We start from the raw sequence: 22,790 nt of genomic DNA, 5'->3' as shown, positions 1-22,790 counted from the left end.
GAGGATGGCGCGCCGTCTAGACCCAAACCGCTTCGCCGTCACCCCACGGACGGTTTCAGGTCGGTTCGCCGCTCGCGCCGGCCGGGCTCAACTTCCAGCGGATCTTGGTCTCGCTGTCGGTGCGGGCCGAGCCGCGCACCACGATCTGAAGGGAGCGGCGGGTCAGGCCGGCGTCGATATGGACGCTGGGCTCGATGGCCACGTCCGGTCCGTCGGTCCTGAACCACCAGCCCCGGCCCGAGGCGCCGCGCAGCAGGATCGACCGCCGGTCGCGCGCAAGCGAGGCCTGCACTCCCGGCTCCAGATGGAAGCGGATGGCGTAGGGGGCCGCGATCTGGCGCACCATCTCCTTGCGGCCTGGCGTGGGGAAAAGCTTCTCTTCGGCCCGTAACTCGTCCAGGCGCTGGTCCAGATAAAGCCGGCGCTGATGGTTCAGGCCGAACAACTCATTCCAGCCGTCGTGTTCCATCTCCAGCCAGACGGCGCCGTCGCCGTCGCGCAGGTCGGTGGTCACATGGATCGGCGGTCCGACCAGGCGCGGGCCCAAGAGCTCACCCTTCCAGCCGCCCAGCGGTTCGTTCAGCGATCGCTCGCCCAAGGTCAGGGTCGAATGGGCCGGCGTCAGCCGCAGGGCCTGGCGGTCGGTCGAGGCCGGCGTCCACCCCGAGCCGGTCACCAGACGATCCTTGCCGCAGGCGATCTCCAGCGCCAGCGGCTGGGCGCAGGCGGCCGCCCCCCAGGCGTCGCGCGCCGGCGGGGCGGTGTCGGCGATGATGGTGAGCAGGGGGCTGGCGATGCGCGTCAGGCCGGCGACCGCACCGGTCGCTGCAGGCGCTACGTCGCTGCTGGCCATCGCTTCGTCGTCGTGGGCGCGGGCGGCCGCGACGCGTTCAATGGTGGAGGGGCCGCCGCCCTGGAAGCTGGCCAGACGACCATCGGGCAAGGTCAGCAGGCGCAGGCCCTGCGTCAGCCGGACGATGGCGGCCGAGACGCTCTCAGGCGTCGGTTCGGACAGTTGCGACAGGGCGTCGTCCAGCGTCAGCAGGTCGAGCAGCAGCTCAAGTCCCGCCTCGGGACTGCGCGAGGCGTGGCCGCCGTCGGCCTGCACCGTAGTCTTCAGGGCGCCGTCCAGCCGCGACAGCGCGCGGCGACGCAAGGCCTGCCCCGGCGCCCCCGCCAGCACGCAGCCGCCGATGGCCGCCGCCGTCAACCGCTCGGCCCGGCTGGCCAGACCGCCGGGCGGACGGAGCAGCTGTCGGGTCTGGCGCGCCAGACTATCGGCCAGTTTCAGTCGCTCGGCCTCTGTCGCGACGGCTCCCATCCGCCGTGCGCCGCACGCCAGATTGACGACCCGCCGCGCCAGGATTTCCGGTCCCCAGGCGAAGGGCGACCATCGCGAGAAGGCATCGGCCCAGGCCAAGGTCAGACGCAACGCCTCGCGCGCACCCCGTTCACCCTGCGCCATCAAGCCCGGCAGCCAGGCGAAGGCGTGAAGTTCGACGGCGAACGGCCGCGAGGGGCTGGGCCGGTTCCACGGATCGGACGGCGGCTCGACCTCCATCGAGGCCCCCGCCAGCATGAAGCGTCCGGCCAGGACATTGCGGCCCGGCGCAGGATCATGGGGGCGGAAGTCGCGCGGCGTCGCGGCGAAGGCCGTCACCTTGCCGCCCCCCAGAGGCGACCCCAGCGTCAGTCCATAGCCCGGCAGACCATAAAGCTCGATCCACAGCTGTCGCGTCGCCAGCCGTCCGGCGATGGCGGGCCACAGGCCTGGCCCCGCGATCGTATCGCCCGAGCGCACGGGCGTGCGCACCGGGGCGCCGGGCAGGCCGGGAATCTGGCCCGAGGCGACGTCCAGCGTGGTTTCCTGCTCGCGCGGGGCGAAGGGGCCGAGCGGGCTCACGCGGCTGCCAGGGCGGCTTTCAGGGCGGCGATATTGGTCGCGTAATCGCCCTTGAACACGAACGACCCGGCGACCAGCGCATCGGCCCCGGCGGCGACGCAGGCCCCGGCGTTGGCCGAGGTCACGCCGCCGTCCACCTGAAGGTGAGCCGACGAACCGGCGCAGTCGAGAATGGCCCGCGCGCCGGCGATCTTGCGCAGCGAACTGTCGATGAATTTCTGTCCGCCGAAGCCCGGATTGACCGACATGACCAGCACCAGATCGACCAGATCGACCACCTCTTCCAGGATCGACAGCGGCGTCGCCGGATTGAACACGACACCCGCCTTGGCGCCCAGTTGGCGAATGCGGCCCAGGGTGCGGTGCAGGTGCGGCCCGCTCTCGGGATGGACGGTCAAGATGTCGGCGCCGGCTTCGCGAAACGCCTCCAGCCACGGATCGACCGGGGCGACCATCAGGTGCACGTCGAACGGCAGGCTGGTATGCGGCCGGATCGCCTTCACGATGTCGGGGCCCAGGGTGATGTTCGGCACGAAATGCCCGTCCATCACATCGACGTGGATCCAGTCGGCGCCCGCCGCCTCCAGCGCGCGGACTTCTTCACCCAGCCGCGCGAAATCGCTGGCGAGGATCGACGGACAGATCAGAGGGGTAACGGCCATGGCCTTCCGGATAAGGCGGGTTGCCGGCGGGAGCAAGGCGCTCCCGCTCAGGAAACCCGTTCCAGCCTGGCGGCGAAGAAGCCGTCGAGGCCGCCGTGTTCGGCCCACATGGAGGGCAGGATGCGCAGCCAGCCTTCGGGCGTCAGGGATTCGGACGGGGCGCCCAGGGCGGCCGGGTCGGCTGCGACGGTGCGGAAGGCGGGGTTGCGGCGCAGGAAGGCGATGATCTGGGTCTCGCCCTCCTCGCGCTCCAGCGAGCAGGTGCAATAGACCAGACGGCCGCCCGGCTTGACCCGTTCGGCGGCGACATCGAGCAGGCGGTGCTGGACGTCGGCCAGTTTGGCGACCTCGGCGGGCTTGGTGGCGCGCAGGACTTCGGGATTGCGGCGGAAGGTGCCGGTCGCGGTGCAGGGCGCATCCAGCAGGACGGCGTCGAAGGTGCGGGCGTCATCCCAGTCCTCGGCCGGGACGGCGATCACCTCGGTGCTCAGGCCGGTCCGCTCAAGATTCTGGCTAAGGCGTTTCAGGCGCGGGGCCGAACGGTCCAGGGCCACGACCGATGCGCCGGCGGCGGCCAGTTGAAGGGTCTTACCGCCGGGCGCGGCGCACATGTCGAGCGCCGTTTCGCCCGGTTTCACGTCAAGCAGCCGGCCAGGGATGGCGGCGGCCGCGTCCTGCACCCACCAATCGCCATTCTCGAAACCGGGCCAGCCGGCCACATCGCCGCGACGGCCGGTGCGAACCGTGCCCCCGGGCAACGCTTCACCCTCGACAGCGGCGGCCACGGCGGCGGAATCGACGCCGGGTTTCAGGCTGAGATCGGTCGCCGGCTCTTCACGCGCAGCCAAGGCCAGACCGGCCAGGGCCGCCTCGCCATAGGTCGCCTTCCAGCGGGCGGCGATCCAGTCGGGCAGATTGCTCTCGGCCGTCGTCAGCCCCGGACCTTCACGCCCCACGCCGCGCAGCACGGCGTTGACCAGGTTCTTGTAGGGCCGGGTCTTGGGATCGCGTTCGGCCAGTTTCACCGCGGTCGAGACGGCGGCGAAGGCGGGCGTCTCCAGCACCAGGGTCTGGGCCAGGGCGATGCGCATCAGGGTGCGCACGGCCTCGGGCGGGGACTTCTGCAGGCGGCGGTTCAGGATCTGGTCGATCTCGCCCAGACGCCGCAGGGCCGCCATCGCCACGGCACGGGCGAAGGCGCGATCCACGGGCTCCAGCGCGCGTGCAGCCGGTTGCGACAGGGCTTCGTCCAAACCGTTGCGCTTCTCCAAGGCGGCGTTCAGCAGTAGGCCGGCGACCACGCGGGCCTCGACGCCGATGTCGTCCTGGGACGGGGCGGCGGCGTCCACGACTGGAGCGGAGCGCGGGCGACCCTTCACAGCCATGCGACGTCCGCGCGCCTGCGAACTCTGTCCGCCTCGTCCCTCAGCACTCATACGGCCACCTGCGCGCCCAGCTCGACCACGCGGCCGGGGGGAATATGGAAGAAGTCGGTGGGGTTGGCGGCGTTGCGCATCAGGAAGATGAACAGCCGGTCCTGCCACAGCGGCATGCCCTGTCGCGCCGAGGGGATCAGCGAGCGCCGGCCCAGGAAGAAGCTGGTCGACATGATGTCGAACTTCAGTCCCTGTTTGCGGCACAGACCCAGGGCCCGCGGCACGTTCGGCGTCTCCATGAAGCCGTAGGTGACCGTCACCTTTTTGAAGTCGTCGTTGATCGGCTCCATCTTGACCCTGTCGGCCTCCTTGACGCGCGGCCGCTCGGAGGTGCGCACCGTCAGGATGACGTTCTTCTCGTGCAGCACCTTGTTGTGCTTGAGATTGTGCATCAGAGCGACGGGGGCGACGTCGGGGTCGCTGGTCAGGAAGATGGCCATGCCGGGCGCGCGGTGCGGCGGGCGGGCCTGAAGCATCTCGATCAGGTCGGTCAGCGGCAGGCTGTCCTTCCTCGTCTTGGCCGTCAGAATCTGGGTGCCGCGCACCCAGGTCCACATGATCACCACCAGACAGGCGCCCAGCACCAGCGGCATCCACGCCCCGTCCGGAATCTTCAGCAGGTTGGACGTCAGGAAGACGCTGTCGATGAAGGCGAACGGAATAAGGGTCCCGGCCACCGCCCACATCGGCCACTTCCAGCCCTTGCGGATGACCGAATAGGCCATCAGCGTATTGACCAGCATGGTGCCTGTCACCGCCACGCCATAGGCTGCGGTCAGGTTATGCGAGCTCTGGAACACGACCAGCAGCACCAGAACCCCAACCATCAGGAAGGTATTGACCGCCGGCACGAAGATCTGGCCGGCCTGGGTCTCGGAGGTGTTTTTGATGTCGATGCGCGGCAAGAGTCCCAGTTGGACCGCCTGCTGCGTCACTGAGAAGGCGCCGGTGATCACCGCCTGGGAGGCGATGACGGTCGCGGCGGTCGCCAGGATCAGCATCGGCCAATAGGCGAACTGCGGCACCATGTTCCAGAACGGGTTCTCGGATGCGGCCGGATTGTCGAGGATCAGGGCGCCCTGGCCCAGATAGTTCAGCGTCAGGCACGGCAGGACGAACGCCAGCCAGCCCATGCGGATCGGCGCCTTTCCGAAATGGCCCATGTCTGCATAGAGGGCCTCGGCCCCCGTGACGGCCAGGAAGACACTGCCCAGGATTACGAAGCCCAGGAAGCCGTCGTTGAGCAGAAGCATGACGCCATAGTGGGGCGACAGGGCCCGCAGCACGCTGACGTCGTCGAAGATATGATACAGGCCCAGCGCGCCCAGGCTCAGGAACCAGACGGCGGTGATCGGGCCGAAATACTTGGCCAGGCTGGCGGTGCCGCGTGACTGGACCAGAAACAGGGCGATCAGGATGCCGGCCGAGATCGGCACGATGAAGGAATCCAGCCGCCCGGCCAGACCCGGCGCGTCCTGCAGGCCTTCGACGGCGGACAGGACCGAGATGGCGGGCGTGATGATGCCGTCGCCATAGAACAGGGCTGCGCCGCAAACGCCCAGAACGAAGATCCAGGCGCTGCGTCGCCCGACCGCGAACTGGGCCAGCGCCATTAGCGACAGGGTGCCGCCCTCGCCCTTGTTGTCGGCGCGCATCAGGAAGAAGACGTATTTGAACGTCACCACCACCATCAGCGCCCAGAAGGCCAGCGACACGACGCCGATCACGGCCAGATCGCCGCCGACGCCGGAGCGCGCATGGTCGATCGCCTCGCGCAGGGCGTAGAGCGGGCTGGTGCCGATGTCGCCGAACACCACGCCGATCGCGCCGATGGTCAGGGCCCAGAAGCCGCCGTGCTTGGCGGCCTGGCCGCCCGGGATGTGGGATTCCGGACCCGTGGCGTGGGTGGGCTTGTCCGGCGTGTTCGACGCGGGCGAGGGAGCGCTCGCGTCGTGGGGAGTGTCCCCGGCCATGCGTATCCTCCGGGTCTCCGACGCGGCGTCGGTCCCTTCAAAGCGGCGAGCCTTTAGGCCCATTCCACGCGGTCTTCAATCGCGCCGCAGCGGATTTGGTTTCGGCGTTCTGCGGCGCGATTTGTGATTCGGCCCCTGAACGCCTATTTTCGCACCAGGAACAGAACCATGTCAGACAGCCAACGCTTCCCCGTCGCCGCCCACGCCCTGGCCTATATGGCCCACAAGGGCGTGTTCGGGCCTGCGCAGGCGATGCCCAGCGGGGTGCTGGCGTCCTCGATCCCGACCAATCCCGTCGTGGTGCGCCGCGTGACCGCCCTTTTGGCCAAGGCCGGGCTGATCGCCACCCGTCCGGGCGCGACCGGCGGCTCCTGGCTGCTGCGGCGGCCCGAGGACATCCGGCTGGACGAGGTGCTGAAGGCCGTGAACGGCTGCGCCCACATCGGCTCGCCCCCTGCCGGCGCCAAGGGCTGCCCGATCAGCGAACATATCCCGCGCCAGGTCGCCAAGGCCCTGACCGCCGCGGACGAGGCCGCGACCGAGGCCCTGTCCAAGATCACCATCGCGGACCTGCTGGCCCAGAACCCGGCGTCGCTTGCGGCGTTCGCGCCCCACACGTCCTGCCCCGTCGCGGCCTGACCGTCGCATGAGCCGAACCGTCCTGGTCACCGGCTCCTCGGCCGGCATCGGCGCGGCTCTCGCTCGGACCTATGCGGCCAAGGGCTGGAATCTGATCCTGACGGCGCGTCGTGAAGGCCCGCTTCAGGCTCTGGCCGACGATCTGGTCGCCGCCCACGGCGTCATAGCGACCGTCATCCCTGAAGACCTGTCCGATCCTCTGGCGCCCGAGCGTCTGGTCGCGGCCATCGTGGCGCGCGGCCTGACCGTCGACGGCCTGGTCAACAATGCGGGCTTCAGCCGGGTCACCGGCTTTCTCGACACGGACCTGAACGCCCACCGCGCCATGATCCAGGTCATGCTGACCGCGCCGGTCGAGCTGTCGCGCCTGTTGCTGCCCGGCATGATCCAGCGGGGCTTCGGCCGGGTGCTGAACGTCGCCTCCCTGGCCGGCCAGATGCCCGCGACCGGGGGCGACACCCTGTACGGACCGATCAAGAGCTTCCTGATCAAGGCGTCGCAGGGCTTGCATCTTGAGACGCAGGGGACCGGCGTTCACGTCACCGTGCTGAACCCCGGCTACACCCTGACCGAGTTCCACGACGTCAACGGCTCGCGCGAGCAGGTCTCCAGCGCCTATCCGGCCTGGATGTGGATGGACGCCGCGCGCGTGGCGCGCATCGGCTATGACGCCTGCGAGGCCAACCGTCCCAGCGTTACCCCCGGCGTCATGAACAACGTCATGGCCGGACTGGCCCGCTTCCTGCCCGATGGCCTGGCGCTTCGCATGGTGGCGAACCACGCGAAGCGGCTGGACCGGATCTGATCAGATGTGGATGGCGTGCCCGAGGGCGCGCAGGCTGGCCTCGTGGAAGGCCTCGCCCAGGGTTGGGTGGACATGGATGGTTCCGGCCACGTCTTCCAGCACCGCCCCCATCTCCATCATCTGGGCAAAGCTGTTGGACAGTTCCGACACATGCTGGCCGACCGCCTGGATGCCCAGGATGCGGTGATCGGCCTTGGACGCGATCACCCGCACGAACCCGCCGTCCTCGCCCGCCTCGATGGCCAGGGCGCGGCCGATCGCGGCGAAGGGGAAGACCGACTGGATCACATCGTCGCGGCCCGCGACCTCGTTCGGGCCCAGACCGGCCGAAACGATTTCCGGCTCGGTGAAACAGACGGCGGCGATGGTGACGGGATCGAAGATGCGGTCGTGGCCGGCGATGATCTCTGCGACCACCTCGCCCTGGGCAGAGCCCTTGTGCGCCAGCATGGGTTCGCCGGTCAGGTCGCCGACGGCCCAGACGTTCTTCATCGAGGTGGCGCAGCGCTGGTCGATCTTCACGAACGGCCCGGCCATGGCCACGCCCATGTTTTCAAGACCCCAACCCGAGGTGCGCGGACGACGGCCGACCGTCACCAGAACCCTGTCGGCGTCCAGTTGCAGCGGCTCGCCGTCCTTGGCCGTGATCGACAGCTTCCCGTCCCCGAACCCGCCGGCGCGTGCGCCCAGATGGAGTTCTACCCCATGCTTCTCCAGCCACTTCGCCACCGGATCGGTCAGAGCCTTGTCGTAGAGCGGCAGGATCCTCTCGGCCATTTCGACGATGGCCACCTCGGCCCCCAGCTTCCTGAAGGCGATGCCCAGCTCCAGCCCGATATAGCCGCCGCCGACCACGACCAGCTTTTTCGGGACTTCCGACAATGACAGAGCTTCTGTCGAGGAGATGACGTCGCCGCCGAACGGCAGGAAAGGCAGTTCGACCGGCTCGGACCCCGTCGCCAGGATCACGTGTTCGGCGGTGATACGGATGTCGCCTTCGTCGGTCTTGACCACGCAGGTCTTGGCGTCGGCGAACTCGGCCCAGCCCTTGATCACCTTGACCTTGGCCTTCTTCAACAGGGCCGCGACCCCGGCGTTCAGCTTACGGACGATGCCGTCCTTCCACGCGACCGTCTGCGACAGGTCGATGGCGGGCGCCGCCGCCGTGATCCCCAGCGTCCCGCCGCCGGCCGCCTTGGCCACCGTCTCGAACTTCCCCGCCGCATGGATGATGGCCTTGGACGGAATACAGCCGACGTTCAGGCAGGTCCCGCCCAGCCCGTCGCCGCCGTCCACCAGCACGGTGTCCAGCCCCAGCTGGCCGCAACGGATGCCGGCGACGTAGCCGCCGGTGCCTGCGCCGATGATCAGGACTTTGGTTTTCAGGGTCTGGGTCATTGGGCGCCTGATTTCAGTTTTCACTTTGGGCCGGAGGAGACGGCGTCGGTGGGAGATCGGCAGGCCATGACGGGGCCTCCCTTTGCACGTCAACCAGACGCTTTACGTCAAGGACGCTGTCTGAAAATCCGGCTTTGAACCATGCTGCGTAGCGTTCGCCTACGACAGGCGCCCGCTCCTGAAATGGGCAGTCCGGTGTGGCGTCGGGACGCCCCCACACGCGCGTAACCCTCGTCGGCGGAATGCCTTTCAAGACCTCGACGGTGCGAAACTCAATCGTGTCGCGCCAGCCGGTCAGCGGTTCAGCCATGGAAACGGTGGACACCCGCGTGACCTCAACGAGCGCGATGTCCGTCGCCGCCTGATCCGCCAGAAAGACCGGCAAGGGTCTGAGCGTGCAGGCCGCAACAGGGCTTGTACTTGCAAGGCTAGCAGCGCCCAGCGCAGCGATAAAAAGCCGGTGCATCACCCCATCCACAGGGTCGCGGGGTTCTCAAGCAGCCCCTTGATTCGCTGGACGAAGACCGCCGCGTCATGGCCATCGACGATGCGGTGATCGAAGCTGGAGGACAGGTTCATCATCTTGCGCACGACCATCTGGCCGTCGCGGACGACCACCCGTTCGGCGATCTTGTTCGGACCGACGATGGCGACCTCGGGGTGGTTGATGATCGGGGTGTGGACCACCCCGCCCAGCGTGCCCAGCGAGGTGATGGTGATGGTCGAGCCCGACAGTTCCTCGCGTTTCGCAGTTCCATCCTTGGCCGCGCCCGAGACGCGGGCGATCTCCAGCGCCGTGTCATAGGGATCGCGCGCCTCGGCGTGGCGGACCACCGGCACCATAAGGCCGTTCGGCGTCTGGGCGGCGATGCCCAGATGGACCGGGGCGTGCTGGATCAGGACGCCGGCCTCGTCGTCATAGGTGGCGTTGATCTGCGGCTGGTCGCGCAGGGCGACTACGATAGCGCGGGCGAGGAAGGGCAGCAGATTCAGCTTGGGCTGATCCTTTTGCTTCGTCGCATTCAGGTGGGCGCGAAGCTCCTCCAGCGCCGTGACGTCGATCTCCTCCACATAGGTGATGTGGGGAATGCGGCGCACGCTCTCGGCCATCTTCTCCGCGATCTTGCGGCGCAGGCCGATGATCTTGACCTCGGTCGTCCCTTGCGCCTTCGCATAGGTCGAGCCGCCGCCGGACGGCGCCGATGCGGGTTGCGAACCGCCGCGCGCGATAAAGCCGTCCAGATCCTCGTGCGTGATCCGACCCGCCGGGCCGGAACCGGGCACGAAGGTCAGATCGACGCCCAGATCCCGCGCGCGATTGCGCACGGCCGGCGAGGCCGACGGGCGTTCGCCGGGCGCACGTCCCGTCAGGGCGGGAACGGGCTTTGAGAGCGCAGTCGCTGAAGTCGCGCTTTGAGCCGTCGAAATCGCGGCGGAAGCCGTCGTCGCATTCTCGGTCGGCTTGGAGGCCGGTTTCGGCGCCGCGACGGGCGGCGAGACATTGCCCCGGCCCTCGACATCGAACGCGACCAGCGGTCCGCCGACCGGCACCGACTTGCCCGCCTCGCCGTACAGGGCGACGACCGTTCCGGCGACCGGCGAGGTGATCTCGACCGTGGCCTTGTCGGTCATGATGTCGGCGATGATCTGGTCTTCCTCGACCGCATCCCCGACCTTGACGTGCCAGCCGACCAGCTCGGCCTCGGCCGTGCCTTCACCGACGTCGGGCAGTTTGAAGACATAGTTGCCGGATGTCGGCGCCTCGACAGCGGGGGCTGCCGGTGTCTCGACCTTCGGCGCCTCGGCGATCACGGGTGCGGGATCCGGCTTGGCGGCGGCGGGGGCGACGGGCGTCGGGGCGTCATCGGCATTGCCCGCCCCCTCGATCTCGAACTCCACCAGAGGGCCGCGCACCGGCACCATGGCGCCGGGTTCGCCGTGCAGGGCGAGGACCTTGCCGCTGACCGGGGCGGTGATCTCGACCGTGGCCTTGTCGGTCATGACGTCGGCGACGATCTGGTCCTCGGCGACGACATCGCCGACCTTGACGTGCCATCCGACCAGTTCGGCCTCGGCGGTGCCTTCGCCCACGTCGGGCAGTTTGAAGACGAAACGACCCATCTTATCGACCTCCCGTCATGACGCTCTTCAAGGCGTCTGCGACCCTTTGCGGCCCGGGGAAATATTCCCATTCGAAAGCGTGAGGATAGGGCGTGTCCCAGCCGGTGACGCGCGCGATGGGCGCCTCCAGATGATAGAAGCAGCGCTCCTGCACCAAGGCCGACAGCTCGCCGCCGAAGCCCGAGGTCTTGGGCGCTTCGTGAACGATGACGCAGCGGCCGGTCTTCTTGACCGAGGCCTCGATGGCCTCGATGTCCAGCGGCACCAGGCTGCGCAGGTCGATGACCTCGGCGTCCACGCCCGCGTGTTCCGCGCCGGCCAGGGCGACCCAGACCATGGTGCCATAGGCCAGGATGGTGACGTCGTTTCCTTCGCGCATCACGCGCGCCTTGCCGATGGGCTCGACATACTTGCCGGTCGGGACCTGGGCCAGGTCCTGGGCCTTCCACGGGCTGACCGGCTTTTCATGCCAACCGTCGAACGGACCATTATAGAGGCGTTTCGGCTCGAAGAAGACGACCGGATCGTCATCCTCGATGGCGGCGGTCAGCAGGCCCTTGGCGTCATAGGGGTTGGACGGAATGACGACCTTCAAGCCCGCGATATGGGTGAACAGGCTTTCGGGCGACTGGCTGTGGGTCTGGCCGCCGAAGATGCCGCCGCCATAGGGGCTGCGCACCGTGATCGGCGAAGTGAACTGACCGCCCGAGCGGTAGCGCATCTTGGCCGCTTCCGAGACGATCTGGTCGTAGGCCGGATAGATGTAGTCGGCGAACTGAATCTCGACGACCGGACGCAGGCCATAGGCGCCCATGCCGATCGCGGCGGCGACGATGCCGCATTCCGAGATCGGGGCGTCGAAGCTGCGGGTCAGGCCATGCTTCTGCTGCAGCTTGTCGGTGACGCGGAAGACGCCGCCGAAATAGCCGGCGTCCTCGCCGAACGACAGGACGTTGGCGTCTTCGGCCATCTTGACGTCGATGGCCGAGTTCAGCGCCTGGATCATGTTCATGGGGACCACGCCCGCGCCCGTTGCTTCCGAGGCGGGGGCGGCGTTCTGATCGACCATGTCGGGCTCGACGCCGTCGTTGCGATCGGCGTCGGTGAAGGTGGTTTGCTCGCTCATGGTCAGACCCCCACCTCGCGGCGCTGTTCGATCAGGCGCCAGTCTTCGGTCGCATAGACCTCTTCGAACATCGTCTTCACGCTGGGGCGCGACTGGCCCAGGGTGCCGATGGCTTCGGATTCCTTGCCGGCGGCGCGGACCTGCTCGACGGCGTCTTTCAGGGCGGCGGCGTGACGCTCGTCGTCCCATTCGCCGATGACGGTCAGATGCTGGCGCAGACGTTCGATCGGATCGCCCAGCGGCCATTTCTCATGCTCATCGCCGGGGCGATAGCGGCTGGGGTCGTCGGAGGTCGAGTGCGGGGCGCCGCGATAGGTGAAGAGCTCGATCACCGTCGCCCCCTGGTTCGACCGCGCCCGTTCCTCGGCCCACTGGGTCGCCGCCCAGACCGCCAGGAAGTCGTTGCCGTCCACCCGCAAGGCCGGCAGACCATAGCCGATGGCCTTGGAGGCGAAGGTGGTCTCAAGCCCGCCGGCGATGCCCTGGAAGGAGCTGATGGCCCACTGGTTGTTGACGACGTTCAGAATGACCGGAGCGCGATAGACCGAGGCGAAGGTCAGGGCGTTGTGGAAGTCGCCCTCAGCCGTGGCGCCGTCGCCGATCCAGCTGATGGCGATCTTGTCGTCGCCCTTATAGGCGCTGGCCATGGCCCAGCCCACGGCCTGCGGGACCTGGGTGCCCAGATTGCCGCTGATGGTGAAGAAGCCATAGTCCTTGGCCGAATACATGATCGGCAGTTGGCGGCCTTTGATCGGATCTTCGGCGTTCGAATAGATCTGGTTCATCATCGCGACCAGCGGATAGCCGCGCGCGATCAGAAGCCCCTGCTGGCGATAGGTGGGGAAGCCCATGTCCTCGCGGCTCAGGATCATGCCCTGCGCCACAGCGATGGCCTCTTCGCCGGTGCACTTCATATAGAAGCTGGTCTTGCCCTGGCGGTGGGCGCGGTGCATCCGGTCGTCGAAGGCGCGCGTCAGGATCATGGCCTTCAGGCCCCGGCGCATCGTCTCGGGATCTAGACGCGGGTTCCACGGACCGACTGCGGCGCCCTCATCATCCAGCACCCGAATCAGGCGGAAGGCGAGATCGCGCATCTGATAGGGCGTCGACCCGACCTCGGGCCGTTCGACGACACCGGCAGGGTCCATCTGCAGATGGCTGAAGTCCGGCGTATCGCCGGGACGGCCGGACGGCTCCGGCACGCGCAAGGACAGGGGCTGGCTGTTCTTTTTGTTCATTTTATCGTTCATGCGGGCGTCCATATCCATTCTGGGGTCCGTCCGTGTTTCCTCTGGACGTGTGATAACACGACCCCTAAGCAGGTGCTCGCTCAATTTGACCTTGCGCAATCCCGATATCGGGTATTTTATTTCGCGATAATCATAATCGGAGAAACGCATTGGCCGACGAACTCGACCCCATCGACGCCCGCATCCTGGATATCCTGCAACAAGACGCCGGGCTGTCGGTCGCAGAGGTCGCCGATCGCGTCGGACTGTCGGCCTCGCCCTGCTGGCGGCGGATCAAGCGGCTGGAAGACTCCGGCCTGATCACCAAGCGCGTCACTTTGCTGAACGCGCAGCTGCTGGGCCTGGACTTCGAGGTCTACGCCATCGTCAAACTGATGCTGCCTTCGGCGGACAATCTCAATGTCTTCGAGGCCGCCGTGGCCAAGTGGCCGGAAGTGGTCCAGTGCGCCACCATCACGGGGCGCGAGGACTATGTGCTGCGCATCATCACCTCGGACATGCACGCCTTCGACCTGTTCCTGCGCGAGAAGCTGCTGGCCCTGGGCATCGTCTCGGACTGCGAAAGCCACATCGTCACGCGCGGCGTGAAGAATGTGACCGCCCTGCCTCTTGGCATCATCACGCCTCACGTCGGATAACGTCGCTCAGGCGGCGCGGGCCGCACTGGGAGCCGACACATGATCGAACTGGTGATCGACGCACGCCGCAAGGACCTGGGCGGGTTCGAGGTCGGGCGCGTCCTGCCCTTCCATTCGCGCCGGATGGTCGGGCCCTTCATCTTTCTGGATCAGATGGGACCGGCGCAGTTCGCGCCGGGCGCCACGGCCATCGACGTGCGACCGCACCCGCATATCGGCCTGTCGACCCTGACCTATCTGTTCGAGGGCGAGATCATGCACCACGACAATCTCGGCTACGATCAGGCGATCCGGCCGGGCGAGGTCAACTGGATGACCGCCGGCAAGGGCATCGTCCATTCCGAGCGCACCGATCCGCTGAAGAAGAGCAAGGGCGGGCCGATGCACGGCATGCAGGCCTGGGTCGCCCTGCCCGACGAGGCCGAGGAGATGGACCCGGCCTTTCATCACTTGGGTGAGGACGCCCAGCCGGCTTACGAGAACGGCGGCCTGTTCGCGCGGCTGGTCGCGGGCGAGGCTTACGGCGCCAAGGCGGCTGTGCCGGTGTCTTCGCCGCTGTTCTATATCCATTGGGAGCTTCAGCCCGGCGTGCGCACGGCCCCGCCGTCCGGCAAGGGCGCCGGGGGCGTGAGCGAACGTGCGCTCTATGTGGCCAAAGGCGCCATCGAGGTCGGTGACCGCACCTTCCACGAGGGCCAGATGATCGTGCTGGAGCCGACGGCGGAGCCGACGGTCAAGGCCCTGACCCAATCGACCGTCATGGTTCTGGGCGGAGAGCCGGTGGGCGAACGGCTGATCTGGTGGAACTTCGTCGCCTCCAGCCAGGCCCGCATCGATCAGGCCAAGGCCGACTGGAAGGCGGGCCGGATGGCGCTGCCGGACGCCGATGATCTGGAGTTCATCCCCCTGCCTGACGAACCCGCAAAGGCGCAGGCGGAGCCTGCGCCGGTGACGCCCAAGCCGACCGATCCGGTCTAGCGGGCAAGCAGAAGGTGACGCGGCAAGGTCGGATCGCTACATGCGGCCTATGAACTTCGATTTCGACGCCCAGGTCACCGCCGCCCTGTTCGACAACACCGGCGCTGTCTTCGCCCTCGGCGACGGCTCGGTCCGGTTCGAGGACCGGACGCGAGCGGAGGCGCACGACGGCGCAGTGCTGTGCGCCTGCGTTCATCCGTCGGGCGACGGGATCGTCACAGGCGGCGATGACGGCAAGGTCGTCTGGACCCGTCGCGACGAGGACCCTGTCGTTCTCGCCACGGCCAAGAACCAGTGGATCGACGCCATCGACGCCTCCCCGGCCTCGGGCCTGATCGCCTTTTCCTTCGGCCGCACTCTGTCGGTGATCGACCCCAAGGACGTGGGCTTCCGGCGCGACTTCCAGCACGAGCGCACCGTCTCCGGCGTCGCCTTCGAGCCCAAGGGCAGGCGCATCGCCACCTCGACCTATGGCGGGGCGGCCCTGTGGTATGCACGGATCGAGAAACAGCAACCGGTAAAGCTGGCTTGGGCCGGGTCGCACACCGGCGTCGCCTTCTCGCCCGACGGCGCCTTCGTCGTCACGACCATGCAGGACAATCAGATGCACGGCTGGCGCATCAAGGACGCCAAGAACCTGCGCATGGGCGGCTATCCGGGCAAGGTGCGCTCTATGGCCTTCCTGGCCAATGGTCAGCTGATGGCGACCTCGGGCGCGCAGGGCGCGGTCCTATGGCCCTTCATCGGATCGAACGGACCGATGGGGCGCGAGGCGACCGAGATCGGCTATGACGACACGACCCTGGTCAATCTGGTCTCGGCCCGCGCCGATCAGGGCCTGCTGGCCGCCGGCCTGACCGACGGTCGGGTCTGGGTCGCGCATCCGGCGGCCCAGGGTCTGAATTTCGTCAAGGCTGAGAAGGGGCCGGCCATTGTCGCCCTGTCGCTCAGCCCCCCCGTCGACAAGGTGGCCTGGGCCGACGAAGACGGCGCCGCTGGAGTCTTGATCCTCTAATGGCGACGGGCCGCAAGAGCTGGCGTCGTGTCGTGCTGACCGCGCTTCTGATCCTGGCCCTGATCCCGGTCGCGGGCGTGCTGATCGTCGCCATCGTCCCGCCGCCGCCCACCATACTGATGCTGCGCCAGCTCGCGAGGGGCGACGGCATGGACTACCAGTGGCGCGGCCTGAACCAGATTTCGCCCAATCTGGTCAACGCAGCCATCGCCGCCGAGGACGCCCGGTTCTGCAGCCACCACGGCTTCGACATGGAGGCGATCCAGAAGGCCCTGGACCACAACGCCGAGGGCGGGCGCCTGCGCGGCGGATCGACCATCAGCCAGCAGACGGCCAAGAACGTCTTCCTCTGGCCCGGCCGCGACTGGATCCGAAAAGGTCTGGAGGCGGGCTACACCGTGCTGATCGAGGCCGTGTGGTCCAAGCGCCGGATCATGGAGGTCTATCTGAACGTGGTGGAATGGGCGCCCGGCGTCTATGGCGCCCAGGCCGCGTCGCGCCACTGGTTTGGCAAGGACGCCCGCGACCTGAGCTCGCGTGAGGCGGCGCGTCTGGCCGCCATCCTGCCGGCCCCGCGCCGTTACGAAGCCGCCGCGCCCGGCCCCTATGTGCGTCGGCGCGCCGCGCGCGTTCAGGCGGCCATGGGCACGGTGCGCAATGAAGGTCTGAACACCTGCGTCGTCGGTCGCTGAACCGTCACGCTTGACGGGCGACCGGGCCTGACCTCTCCTGCCCGCGCTGTTCAGGAGATCCATCATGAAGCGTCAGATGATGACCGCCGTCGCGGTCTGCGCCCTCGCCTTCGCCGCCGGCTGCGCCAGCACCAGCGAACCCGCCGCCGCAGCCCCGGGCGTCGAACAGACGGCCTCGACGACGCCCGCGCCGGCCGTCAGCGGCATGCGCGCCGACTATCCCATCACCGCCGAGGGCGCGACCGCCTTCATCGCCGACGCCGAAACCAAATGGGCCGAGGTCAGCGAATATGTCGCCCGCATCCAGTGGGCGCGCGCCACCAACATCACCTTCGACACCATGTGGCTGGAGTCCAAGGCCAACGCCGAGGCGACCGAGCTTCAGGTCCAGCTGGCCAATCAGGCGGCCAAGTTCAACGACGTCCAGGTTGATCCCGTCGTGCGGCGCAAGCTGAACCTGCTGCGGCTCAGCCTGGTTCTGCCGGCGCCCAACCGCCCCGGCGCGGCCGACGAACTGGCCCAGATCACGACGCGGCTGGACTCGACCTATTCGACCGGCAAGTTCGACTTCAAGGGCAAGCCGATCACCCTGGACGAGGCCTCGCTGATCCTGGCCGACAGCCGCGATCCCGCCGAGACCAAGGCGCTGTATGAAGGCTGGCGCACCATCTCGCCGGTCATGCGCGAGGATTACGCCCGCATGGTCGAGATCGCCAATGAGGGCTCGCGCGAACTGGGCTTCGCCGACACCGGCGCCCTTTGGCGCTCGGGCTATGACATGCCCGCCGACGACTTCGCCGCCGAGACCGACCGGCTGTGGGCCCAGGTGAAGCCCTTCTACGAGAACCTGCACTGCTATGTGCGCGCTCGGCTGAACGCCAGATACGGCGATGCGGTCCAGCCCGACAACGGCCCGATCCGCGCCGACCTCTTGGGCAATATGTGGTCGCAGCAGTGGGGCAACATCTACGACGTGGTGGCCCCGCCCAGCGGCGGCGCCTCCAGCTATGACCTGACCGAACTGCTGAAGGCAGCTGATTACGACGCGACGAAAATGGTCAGGACGGGCGAGGGCTTCTACGTCTCGCTGGGCCTCGATCCCCTGCCTCAGACCTTCTGGGAACGCAGTCAGATCACCCGCCCGCGCGACCGCGAAGTCGTCTGTCACGCCTCGGCCTGGGACTTGGACAACGCCGACGACATCCGCATCAAGATGTGCACGAACGTCAACGGCGACGACTTCTACACCGTCCATCACGAACTGGGTCACAACTACTATCAGCGCGCCTACAAGAACCAGCCGATGCTGTTCCGGAACGGCGCGAACGATGGCTTCCACGAGGCCATCGGCGACTTCGTCGGCCTGTCGGCCCTGACACCCACCTATCTGAACCAGATCGGCCTATTGAAGACCACGCCGGGAGCGGAGGAGGACATTCCCTTCCTGCTGAAGATGGCGCTGGACAAGATCGCCTTCCTGCCGTTCGGCCTGATGGTCGACCGCTGGCGCTGGGACGTCTTCTCAGGCGAGACGGCGCCGGCCGCCTACAATACCGCCTGGACCGCTGACATGCTGCAATACCAGGGTCTGGTCCCGCCCGGCCCGCGTCCGGCCAACGCCTTCGATCCGGGCGCCAAATACCATGTGCCGGGCAACACGCCCTATACGCGCTACTTCCTGGCGGCGATCTATCAGTTCCAGTTCCAGCGCGCCGCCTGCAAACAGGCCGGCTGGACCGGGCCGCTGCACCGCTGCTCCGTTTACGGCAATAAGGAAGTGGGCACCCGCTTGAACGCCATGCTGCAAATGGGTCAGTCCCAGCCGTGGCAGGAGGCGATGAAGGCCTTCACCGGCGATGACGGCAATGACGCCTCGGCCATCGCCGACTATTTCGCCCCGCTGAACGTCTGGCTCCAGGAACAGAACCGCGGTCACCAATGCGGATGGAGCGCCGCGTGATCACGCGGCGGCGTTAACTGTCCCCTTCACAATTCCCTTAACCGCCCGATGGCAAACTGAGCGCTAATCGGGCGGTCCGCGTCCTTTGGGATGGGCATGGTGAAGGTTTCCAATCGGATCGGCAGGGCGGTGAAAACTCTGCGCTCGTTCACGTCGCGCCTGTCGTCGGACTGCGGCGGCAATGTCGTGATGATCTTCGCTCTGGTGATGCCGGCGCTGATCATGCTGACCCTGGGCGGCATCGACATCAACCGCGTGACGACGGCCAAGGCTCGCGTTCAAGACGCGCTGGACGCCGCCACCCTGGCTGCGGCGCGGTCGTCGTATACCGATCCGAACGACCTGAAGACCGTCGCCCTGGTGGCGCTGAGAGCCAATCTGCGCAACGCCTCTGTGGAACCGTTTGCTGACGACGCCATCAAGATTGAGCTGACGAAAGACCAGGTCGTCATCGCCGACATCCAGGTCCAGGTGAAGACCCTGATCGCCAACGTGGTCCTGCCGCCCTATGGCAAGATTCTCGACGACACCCTGCCGGTCAGCGTCCACTCCGAGGTGAATCGATCGTCCAAGGACATCGAGGTTTCGCTGGTGCTCGACATCACCGGCTCGATGGCCAGCAACAACCGGATCGGCGATTTGAAGAACGCCGCAAACCAGCTGATCAAACTGGTCGTTCAGCCGGCGGCGAAACAAACGCCCTACTATTCACGCATGGCGATCGTGCCCTATTCGATCGGCGTAAATCTGGGCGCTCGCGCCGACGCCGCGCGCGGCGCTTCGGTCGGATCGACCGGCATCACCGGCGCCGCATGGGCGGCGGCGGCGGCCAAGTCGATCTCCGGCATCACGCGCGCTTCGCCGGGCGTCGTGACCGCCAACGGCCACGGGCTATCGACCGACGACTACGTCTGGATCAGCGGCGTCAGCGGCATGACCCAGATCAACAACCGCGCCTACAAGGTCGTGCGGATCGACGCCAACAAGGTGTCCCTGCAATATCAATCGGGCGCGAACTGGTATGCGCTGAACACGAGCAGCGGATACAGCAGCTACAGCTCGGGCGGTCAGATCCGCAAATGCATGCGCTCAGACTGCTTCGTGACCATCACCTCCGTGAATCACGGCCTGTCTGAGGAAGAGGGTGTGCAGATCACTGGCGTGAATGGCATGACGGCGCTGAACAACAGCAGCGGCCTCTTTGAAGTTTACGAGCGCACATCCAAGGACGCCTTCGTTGTGCCTGTCGGTGGCGCGACCTACGCCGACTATTCCAACGGCGGCGCAGTTCAGTGCGGCCGTGACGGATGCGCCAAGCGTGTCTTCCGCGATCCGCAATACAATCGTCTGAACGTATTCGACAACACGACCTGCGTCAGCGAGCGCACTGGCTCATCGGCCTACACCGACACGGCTCCCGGTTCGGCCTACGTCGGCCGAAACTATGCGTCTCCACGCAATCCCTGTCCGGCAGCGACCGTCCAACCGCTGACATCCAATATTGACACACTGACCAGCCTCGTGAACGGGCTGTCTGTCACGGGCTCGACGGCGGGTCAGATCGGCCTGGCCTGGGGGTGGTACACGGTATCCAACCAATTCAATGGTTTGTGGTCGTCCAATCCCGCCGCTGCCTATGCGCCGACCAAGGTGTTGAAGGCCGTCATTCTGATGACGGACGGTGAGTTCAACACCCCCTATTGCGGCGGCGTGATCGCCCGCGACGCCGGCTCCGGGTCCGGTAATCTCTACGACAAGATCGCCTGCGATGCGACGAACGGCGACCCGTTCGATCAGGCCGCAAAGCTTTGCACCGGCATGAAGGCCAAGGGTGTGATCGTCTATACCGTGGGCTTCTCGATTACGCCCGGCAGCGACGCGGCCAACATCCTCAGCACCTGCGCCACCGACAAGGACAAGGCCTTCCTGCCGCAGTCGGGCGCGGACCTGTCCAACGACTTCCAGGCCATCGGACGCGACATCACCCGACTACGGATTTCCCGCTGACGGCCTAGAGCAGGCGGATTTCGCGCAGGCGTTCGGTCAGATAATCCTCGGCCAGGATGGTCTTGCCCGCATAGCGATCGGGATTGTCCGGCGTGATGGCGCTGGGCAGGGTCTCGATCGGGAAGTCCGGGTTGAAGTGCAGGAAGAAGGGCGTCGAATAGCGGGCGAAACCGCGACGCTCGGGCGCCGGATTGACCACGCGGTGGGTCGTAGACGGCAGGACGTGGTTGGTCAGCCGCTGCAGCATGTCGCCGATATTGACGACCAGGGCGCCGGGCGGCGGCGCGATGTCGAGCCAGCTGCCGTCCTTGTCCTTCAGCTGCAGACCAGCCTCTTCGGCGCCGAGCAGCAGGGTGATGACATTGATGTCTTCGTGCGCCCCGGCGCGCACGCCCGGCGCATCTGCCGGAACCGGCGGGTAATGAAGCATGCGCAGGACGCTGTTACCCATCTCCACCTTGTCCGCGAAGAAGTCGTCGCCCAGCTTCAGGTAGCGGGCGATGGCGCGCAGGATCTTGGCGCCCAAAGCATCCAGGTCCTCGAACATGCCATACAGGTGCTCGCGGAAGCCCTCGACTTCGGTCGGCCAGACGTTGTCGCGCATATAGCGGCGATAGGGGTGGCCTTCGGGCAGTTCCCGACCGACGTGCCAGAACTCCTTCAGATCGACCGTCTTGGCGTCCTTGGCCGCCTCGACCCCGAACGGTGTCAGGCCGCGCGCGCCGCCCGTACCGGGCTGATGGTATTGACGCTTCACCTCTTCCGGCAGGGCGAAGAAGGCCTTGGCGTCGTCGATGGCCGCGGTGATGCGCGCCTCGTCCAGACCATGGTCGGCGACCACAGCGAAGCCATAGCGCGAGAAGGAGGCGCCCAGTGCGTTGCTGAACGCCTGAAAATCGGCGTCGTACTGCGTCATCGAAACCGGCTGAATGGCGCGGTCTGTCGTGTGGTCCGTCTGGGTCACGCTCACGGCGTCGTCCTCGATCTGGGGATGTGCGGCGGTTCCCATACGCCTAATCGGCGGCCTTGTCAGGGCCATGGCGAGCGCGGACGTAGCGGGCATTCATGCACGGTACAGTTTGGAACCTCCACAGTAAGCAGACGTTTCCGCGCCAGATCGCTCAAAAGAAAAGGACCATTCCATGCGCGCCAAGTTTATCGTCGCCAGCGTTTCCATCGCCGCCCTGCTGGGGGCCGCCGCCTGCACCACCACCGACCCCTATCGTTCGGGTCCGGTTCGCAACAATACCGGAACCGGGGCCATCGCCGGTGCTCTGGGTGGCGCGGTTCTCGGCTATCTGACCAACACCTCGAACGGCGAACAGGGCCGCAAGAACGCTCTGATCGGCGCGGGCATCGGCGCCTTGGGCGGCGCGGCCGTTGGCCAGTATATGGATCGCCAGCAGCGTGCGATGGAGGCCGAACTGTCCGGCTCCGGCGTGGGCGTGGCGCGTCAGGGCGACGTGCTGGTGCTGCGTATGCCCTCCGACGTGACCTTCGCCACGAACCAGTCGTCCATTGATCCGCGCTTCCTGCCGGTGCTGGACGATGTCGCCCGCGTTCTGCAGCAGTACGACCAGTCGACGGTGGACGTGATCGGTCACACCGATTCGTCGGGCGGCGACGCGATCAATCAGCCTCTGTCGGAGCGCCGCGCGAGCAGCGTCGCCTCTGAACTGGTTCGTCGTGGCGTGATCGCGCAGCGCCTCTATGTCGCCGGCAATAGCTCGCGCAACCCGGTGGCCTCGAACGCCACCGCCGAAGGCAAGGCGCAGAACCGCCGGGTCGAGATCCTGATCCGTCCGTTCACCGGCTGATCAGGCCTTAAGTCAGAATACTTGGGGGCGGCGTCGCAAGGCGCCGCCTTTTTGGCTGCGTGGACGCATCACGAAGAGGGTGAGACGGCGCAAAGAAAAACGCCGCCTCCTTTCGGAAGCGGCGTTCTGTCTTTCGACGACTTCGAAGCTCGAAGCCGACCCGGACGAACCGGTCGGCTCCGAAAGCCTTAGAAGTTGATGTCGATGGTCGCGCGGCGGTTGAGCGGTTCGCGTACACCGTCGGCGGTCGGCTTGGCCAGGTTGGTCTCGCCCTTGCCGTCGAGGGCGATGACGCCGCCGTTGACGCCCGAGGCGACCAGCGCGTCCGCGACGGTGCGCGAACGACGGTTGGACAGGCCCAGGTTATAGG

The 22,790-nt window shown here is 66.9% G+C and carries 20 protein-coding genes; 9 read left to right on the top strand and 11 right to left on the bottom strand.

What is annotated here, in order from left to right:
* Positions 1-55 precede the first annotated feature (55 nt).
* Genes ASF31_RS08300 through ASF31_RS08285 form a run of 4 tightly spaced genes read right to left on the bottom strand, consistent with a single transcriptional unit; the run spans position 56 to position 5,974 of the window.
* Positions 56-1,903, bottom strand: coding sequence for a heparinase II/III family protein (locus ASF31_RS08300; RefSeq protein WP_055754220.1), 1,848 nt, complete (start codon positions 1,901-1,903; stop codon positions 56-58).
* Positions 1,900-2,565 (bottom strand): ribulose-phosphate 3-epimerase, encoded by a 666-nt coding sequence (gene rpe / locus ASF31_RS08295; RefSeq protein ID WP_055754219.1) that lies wholly within the window; start codon positions 2,563-2,565, stop codon positions 1,900-1,902. The genes ASF31_RS08300 and rpe overlap by 4 nt, the downstream gene beginning before the upstream one ends.
* 47 nt (positions 2,566-2,612) lie before the next feature.
* Entirely contained in the window at positions 2,613-3,950 is a 1,338-nt protein-coding gene (locus ASF31_RS08290; protein ID WP_055754218.1) for an RsmB/NOP family class I SAM-dependent RNA methyltransferase, read from the bottom strand.
* A gap of 47 nt (positions 3,951-3,997) precedes the next feature.
* Entirely contained in the window at positions 3,998-5,974 is a 1,977-nt protein-coding gene (locus ASF31_RS08285; protein ID WP_055754217.1) for a potassium transporter Kup, read from the bottom strand.
* Positions 5,975-6,142: 168 nt separating this feature from the next.
* Here ASF31_RS08285 and ASF31_RS08280 point away from each other — a divergent pair, with 168 nt between their 5' ends.
* Together ASF31_RS08280 and ASF31_RS08275 are read left to right on the top strand one after the other, a co-directional pair.
* The gene (locus ASF31_RS08280; RefSeq protein ID WP_055754216.1) at positions 6,143-6,613 is read left to right on the top strand and encodes an Rrf2 family transcriptional regulator; all 471 of its coding nucleotides are present in this window, start codon (positions 6,143-6,145) and stop codon (positions 6,611-6,613) included.
* Positions 6,614-6,620: 7 nt separating this feature from the next.
* Positions 6,621-7,418 carry an SDR family oxidoreductase gene (locus tag ASF31_RS08275; RefSeq protein ID WP_055754215.1) on the top strand — a complete coding sequence of 266 codons (798 nt, stop codon included), beginning with the start codon at positions 6,621-6,623 and terminating at the stop codon, positions 7,416-7,418.
* Here ASF31_RS08275 and lpdA read toward each other — a convergent pair whose 3' ends face one another.
* The 5 genes from lpdA to ASF31_RS08250 form a co-directional block, all read right to left on the bottom strand.
* Positions 7,419-8,816 carry a dihydrolipoyl dehydrogenase gene (lpdA, locus tag ASF31_RS08270; RefSeq protein WP_055754214.1) on the bottom strand — a complete coding sequence of 466 codons (1,398 nt, stop codon included), beginning with the start codon at positions 8,814-8,816 and terminating at the stop codon, positions 7,419-7,421.
* A 13-nt stretch (positions 8,817-8,829) separates the two neighbouring features.
* Positions 8,830-9,201, bottom strand: a complete 372-nt coding sequence (locus ASF31_RS08265) for a hypothetical protein (RefSeq protein WP_156355981.1) — start codon at positions 9,199-9,201, stop codon at positions 8,830-8,832.
* Positions 9,202-9,281: 80 nt separating this feature from the next.
* Complete coding sequence (locus tag ASF31_RS08260) at positions 9,282-10,937, bottom strand: 2-oxo acid dehydrogenase subunit E2 (protein WP_082465085.1); 1,656 nt, start codon at positions 10,935-10,937, stop codon at positions 9,282-9,284.
* A gap of 1 nt (position 10,938) precedes the next feature.
* The gene (locus ASF31_RS08255; protein ID WP_082465105.1) at positions 10,939-12,006 is read right to left on the bottom strand and encodes an alpha-ketoacid dehydrogenase subunit beta; all 1,068 of its coding nucleotides are present in this window, start codon (positions 12,004-12,006) and stop codon (positions 10,939-10,941) included.
* 59 nt (positions 12,007-12,065) lie between these two features.
* On the bottom strand, positions 12,066-13,301 hold the full coding sequence (locus ASF31_RS08250) for a thiamine pyrophosphate-dependent enzyme (RefSeq protein ID WP_200918604.1): 1,236 nt from the start codon (positions 13,299-13,301) through the stop codon (positions 12,066-12,068).
* Positions 13,302-13,462: 161 nt separating this feature from the next.
* Between ASF31_RS08250 and ASF31_RS08245 the strand changes: the two genes are divergently transcribed.
* The 6 genes from ASF31_RS08245 (at position 13,463) to ASF31_RS08220 (ending at position 20,603) form a co-directional block, all read left to right on the top strand.
* Positions 13,463-13,951, top strand: a complete 489-nt coding sequence (locus ASF31_RS08245) for an Lrp/AsnC family transcriptional regulator (protein WP_055754211.1) — start codon at positions 13,463-13,465, stop codon at positions 13,949-13,951.
* Positions 13,952-13,990: 39 nt separating this feature from the next.
* The gene (locus ASF31_RS08240) at positions 13,991-14,929 is read left to right on the top strand and encodes a pirin family protein (RefSeq protein ID WP_055754210.1); all 939 of its coding nucleotides are present in this window, start codon (positions 13,991-13,993) and stop codon (positions 14,927-14,929) included.
* 49 nt (positions 14,930-14,978) lie between these two features.
* Complete coding sequence (locus ASF31_RS08235) at positions 14,979-15,944, top strand: WD40 repeat domain-containing protein (RefSeq protein ID WP_055754209.1); 966 nt, start codon at positions 14,979-14,981, stop codon at positions 15,942-15,944.
* On the top strand, positions 15,944-16,636 hold the full coding sequence (gene mtgA / locus ASF31_RS08230) for a monofunctional biosynthetic peptidoglycan transglycosylase (protein WP_055754208.1): 693 nt from the start codon (positions 15,944-15,946) through the stop codon (positions 16,634-16,636). The genes ASF31_RS08235 and mtgA overlap by 1 nt, the downstream gene beginning before the upstream one ends.
* Positions 16,637-16,700: 64 nt before the next feature.
* Positions 16,701-18,596 (top strand): M2 family metallopeptidase, encoded by a 1,896-nt coding sequence (locus tag ASF31_RS08225; RefSeq protein ID WP_055754207.1) that lies wholly within the window; start codon positions 16,701-16,703, stop codon positions 18,594-18,596.
* Between the two features lie 96 nt (positions 18,597-18,692).
* Positions 18,693-20,603 carry a TadE/TadG family type IV pilus assembly protein gene (locus tag ASF31_RS08220; RefSeq protein WP_162233953.1) on the top strand — a complete coding sequence of 637 codons (1,911 nt, stop codon included), beginning with the start codon at positions 18,693-18,695 and terminating at the stop codon, positions 20,601-20,603.
* 4 nt (positions 20,604-20,607) lie between these two features.
* Here the strand turns inward: ASF31_RS08220 and ASF31_RS08215 are convergent, their stop codons facing one another.
* Positions 20,608-21,519: an isopenicillin N synthase family oxygenase gene (locus ASF31_RS08215; RefSeq protein WP_055754455.1), complete on the bottom strand. Its 912-nt coding sequence runs from the start codon at positions 21,517-21,519 to the stop codon at positions 20,608-20,610.
* 226 nt (positions 21,520-21,745) lie between these two features.
* Between ASF31_RS08215 and ASF31_RS08210 the strand changes: the two genes are divergently transcribed.
* Positions 21,746-22,420, top strand: coding sequence for an OmpA family protein (locus tag ASF31_RS08210; protein WP_055754205.1), 675 nt, complete (start codon positions 21,746-21,748; stop codon positions 22,418-22,420).
* 188 nt (positions 22,421-22,608) lie between these two features.
* Here the strand turns inward: ASF31_RS08210 and ASF31_RS08205 are convergent.
* The coding region (locus ASF31_RS08205; protein ID WP_156355979.1) for an OmpA family protein at positions 22,609-22,790 on the bottom strand (182 nt) is incomplete at its 5' end.

The sequence above is a fragment of the Brevundimonas sp. Leaf280 genome (assembly GCF_001422455.1).
In the GTDB taxonomy this organism is placed as follows: domain Bacteria; phylum Pseudomonadota; class Alphaproteobacteria; order Caulobacterales; family Caulobacteraceae; genus Brevundimonas.
This window is presented reverse-complemented; position numbering and strand designations above follow the sequence as displayed.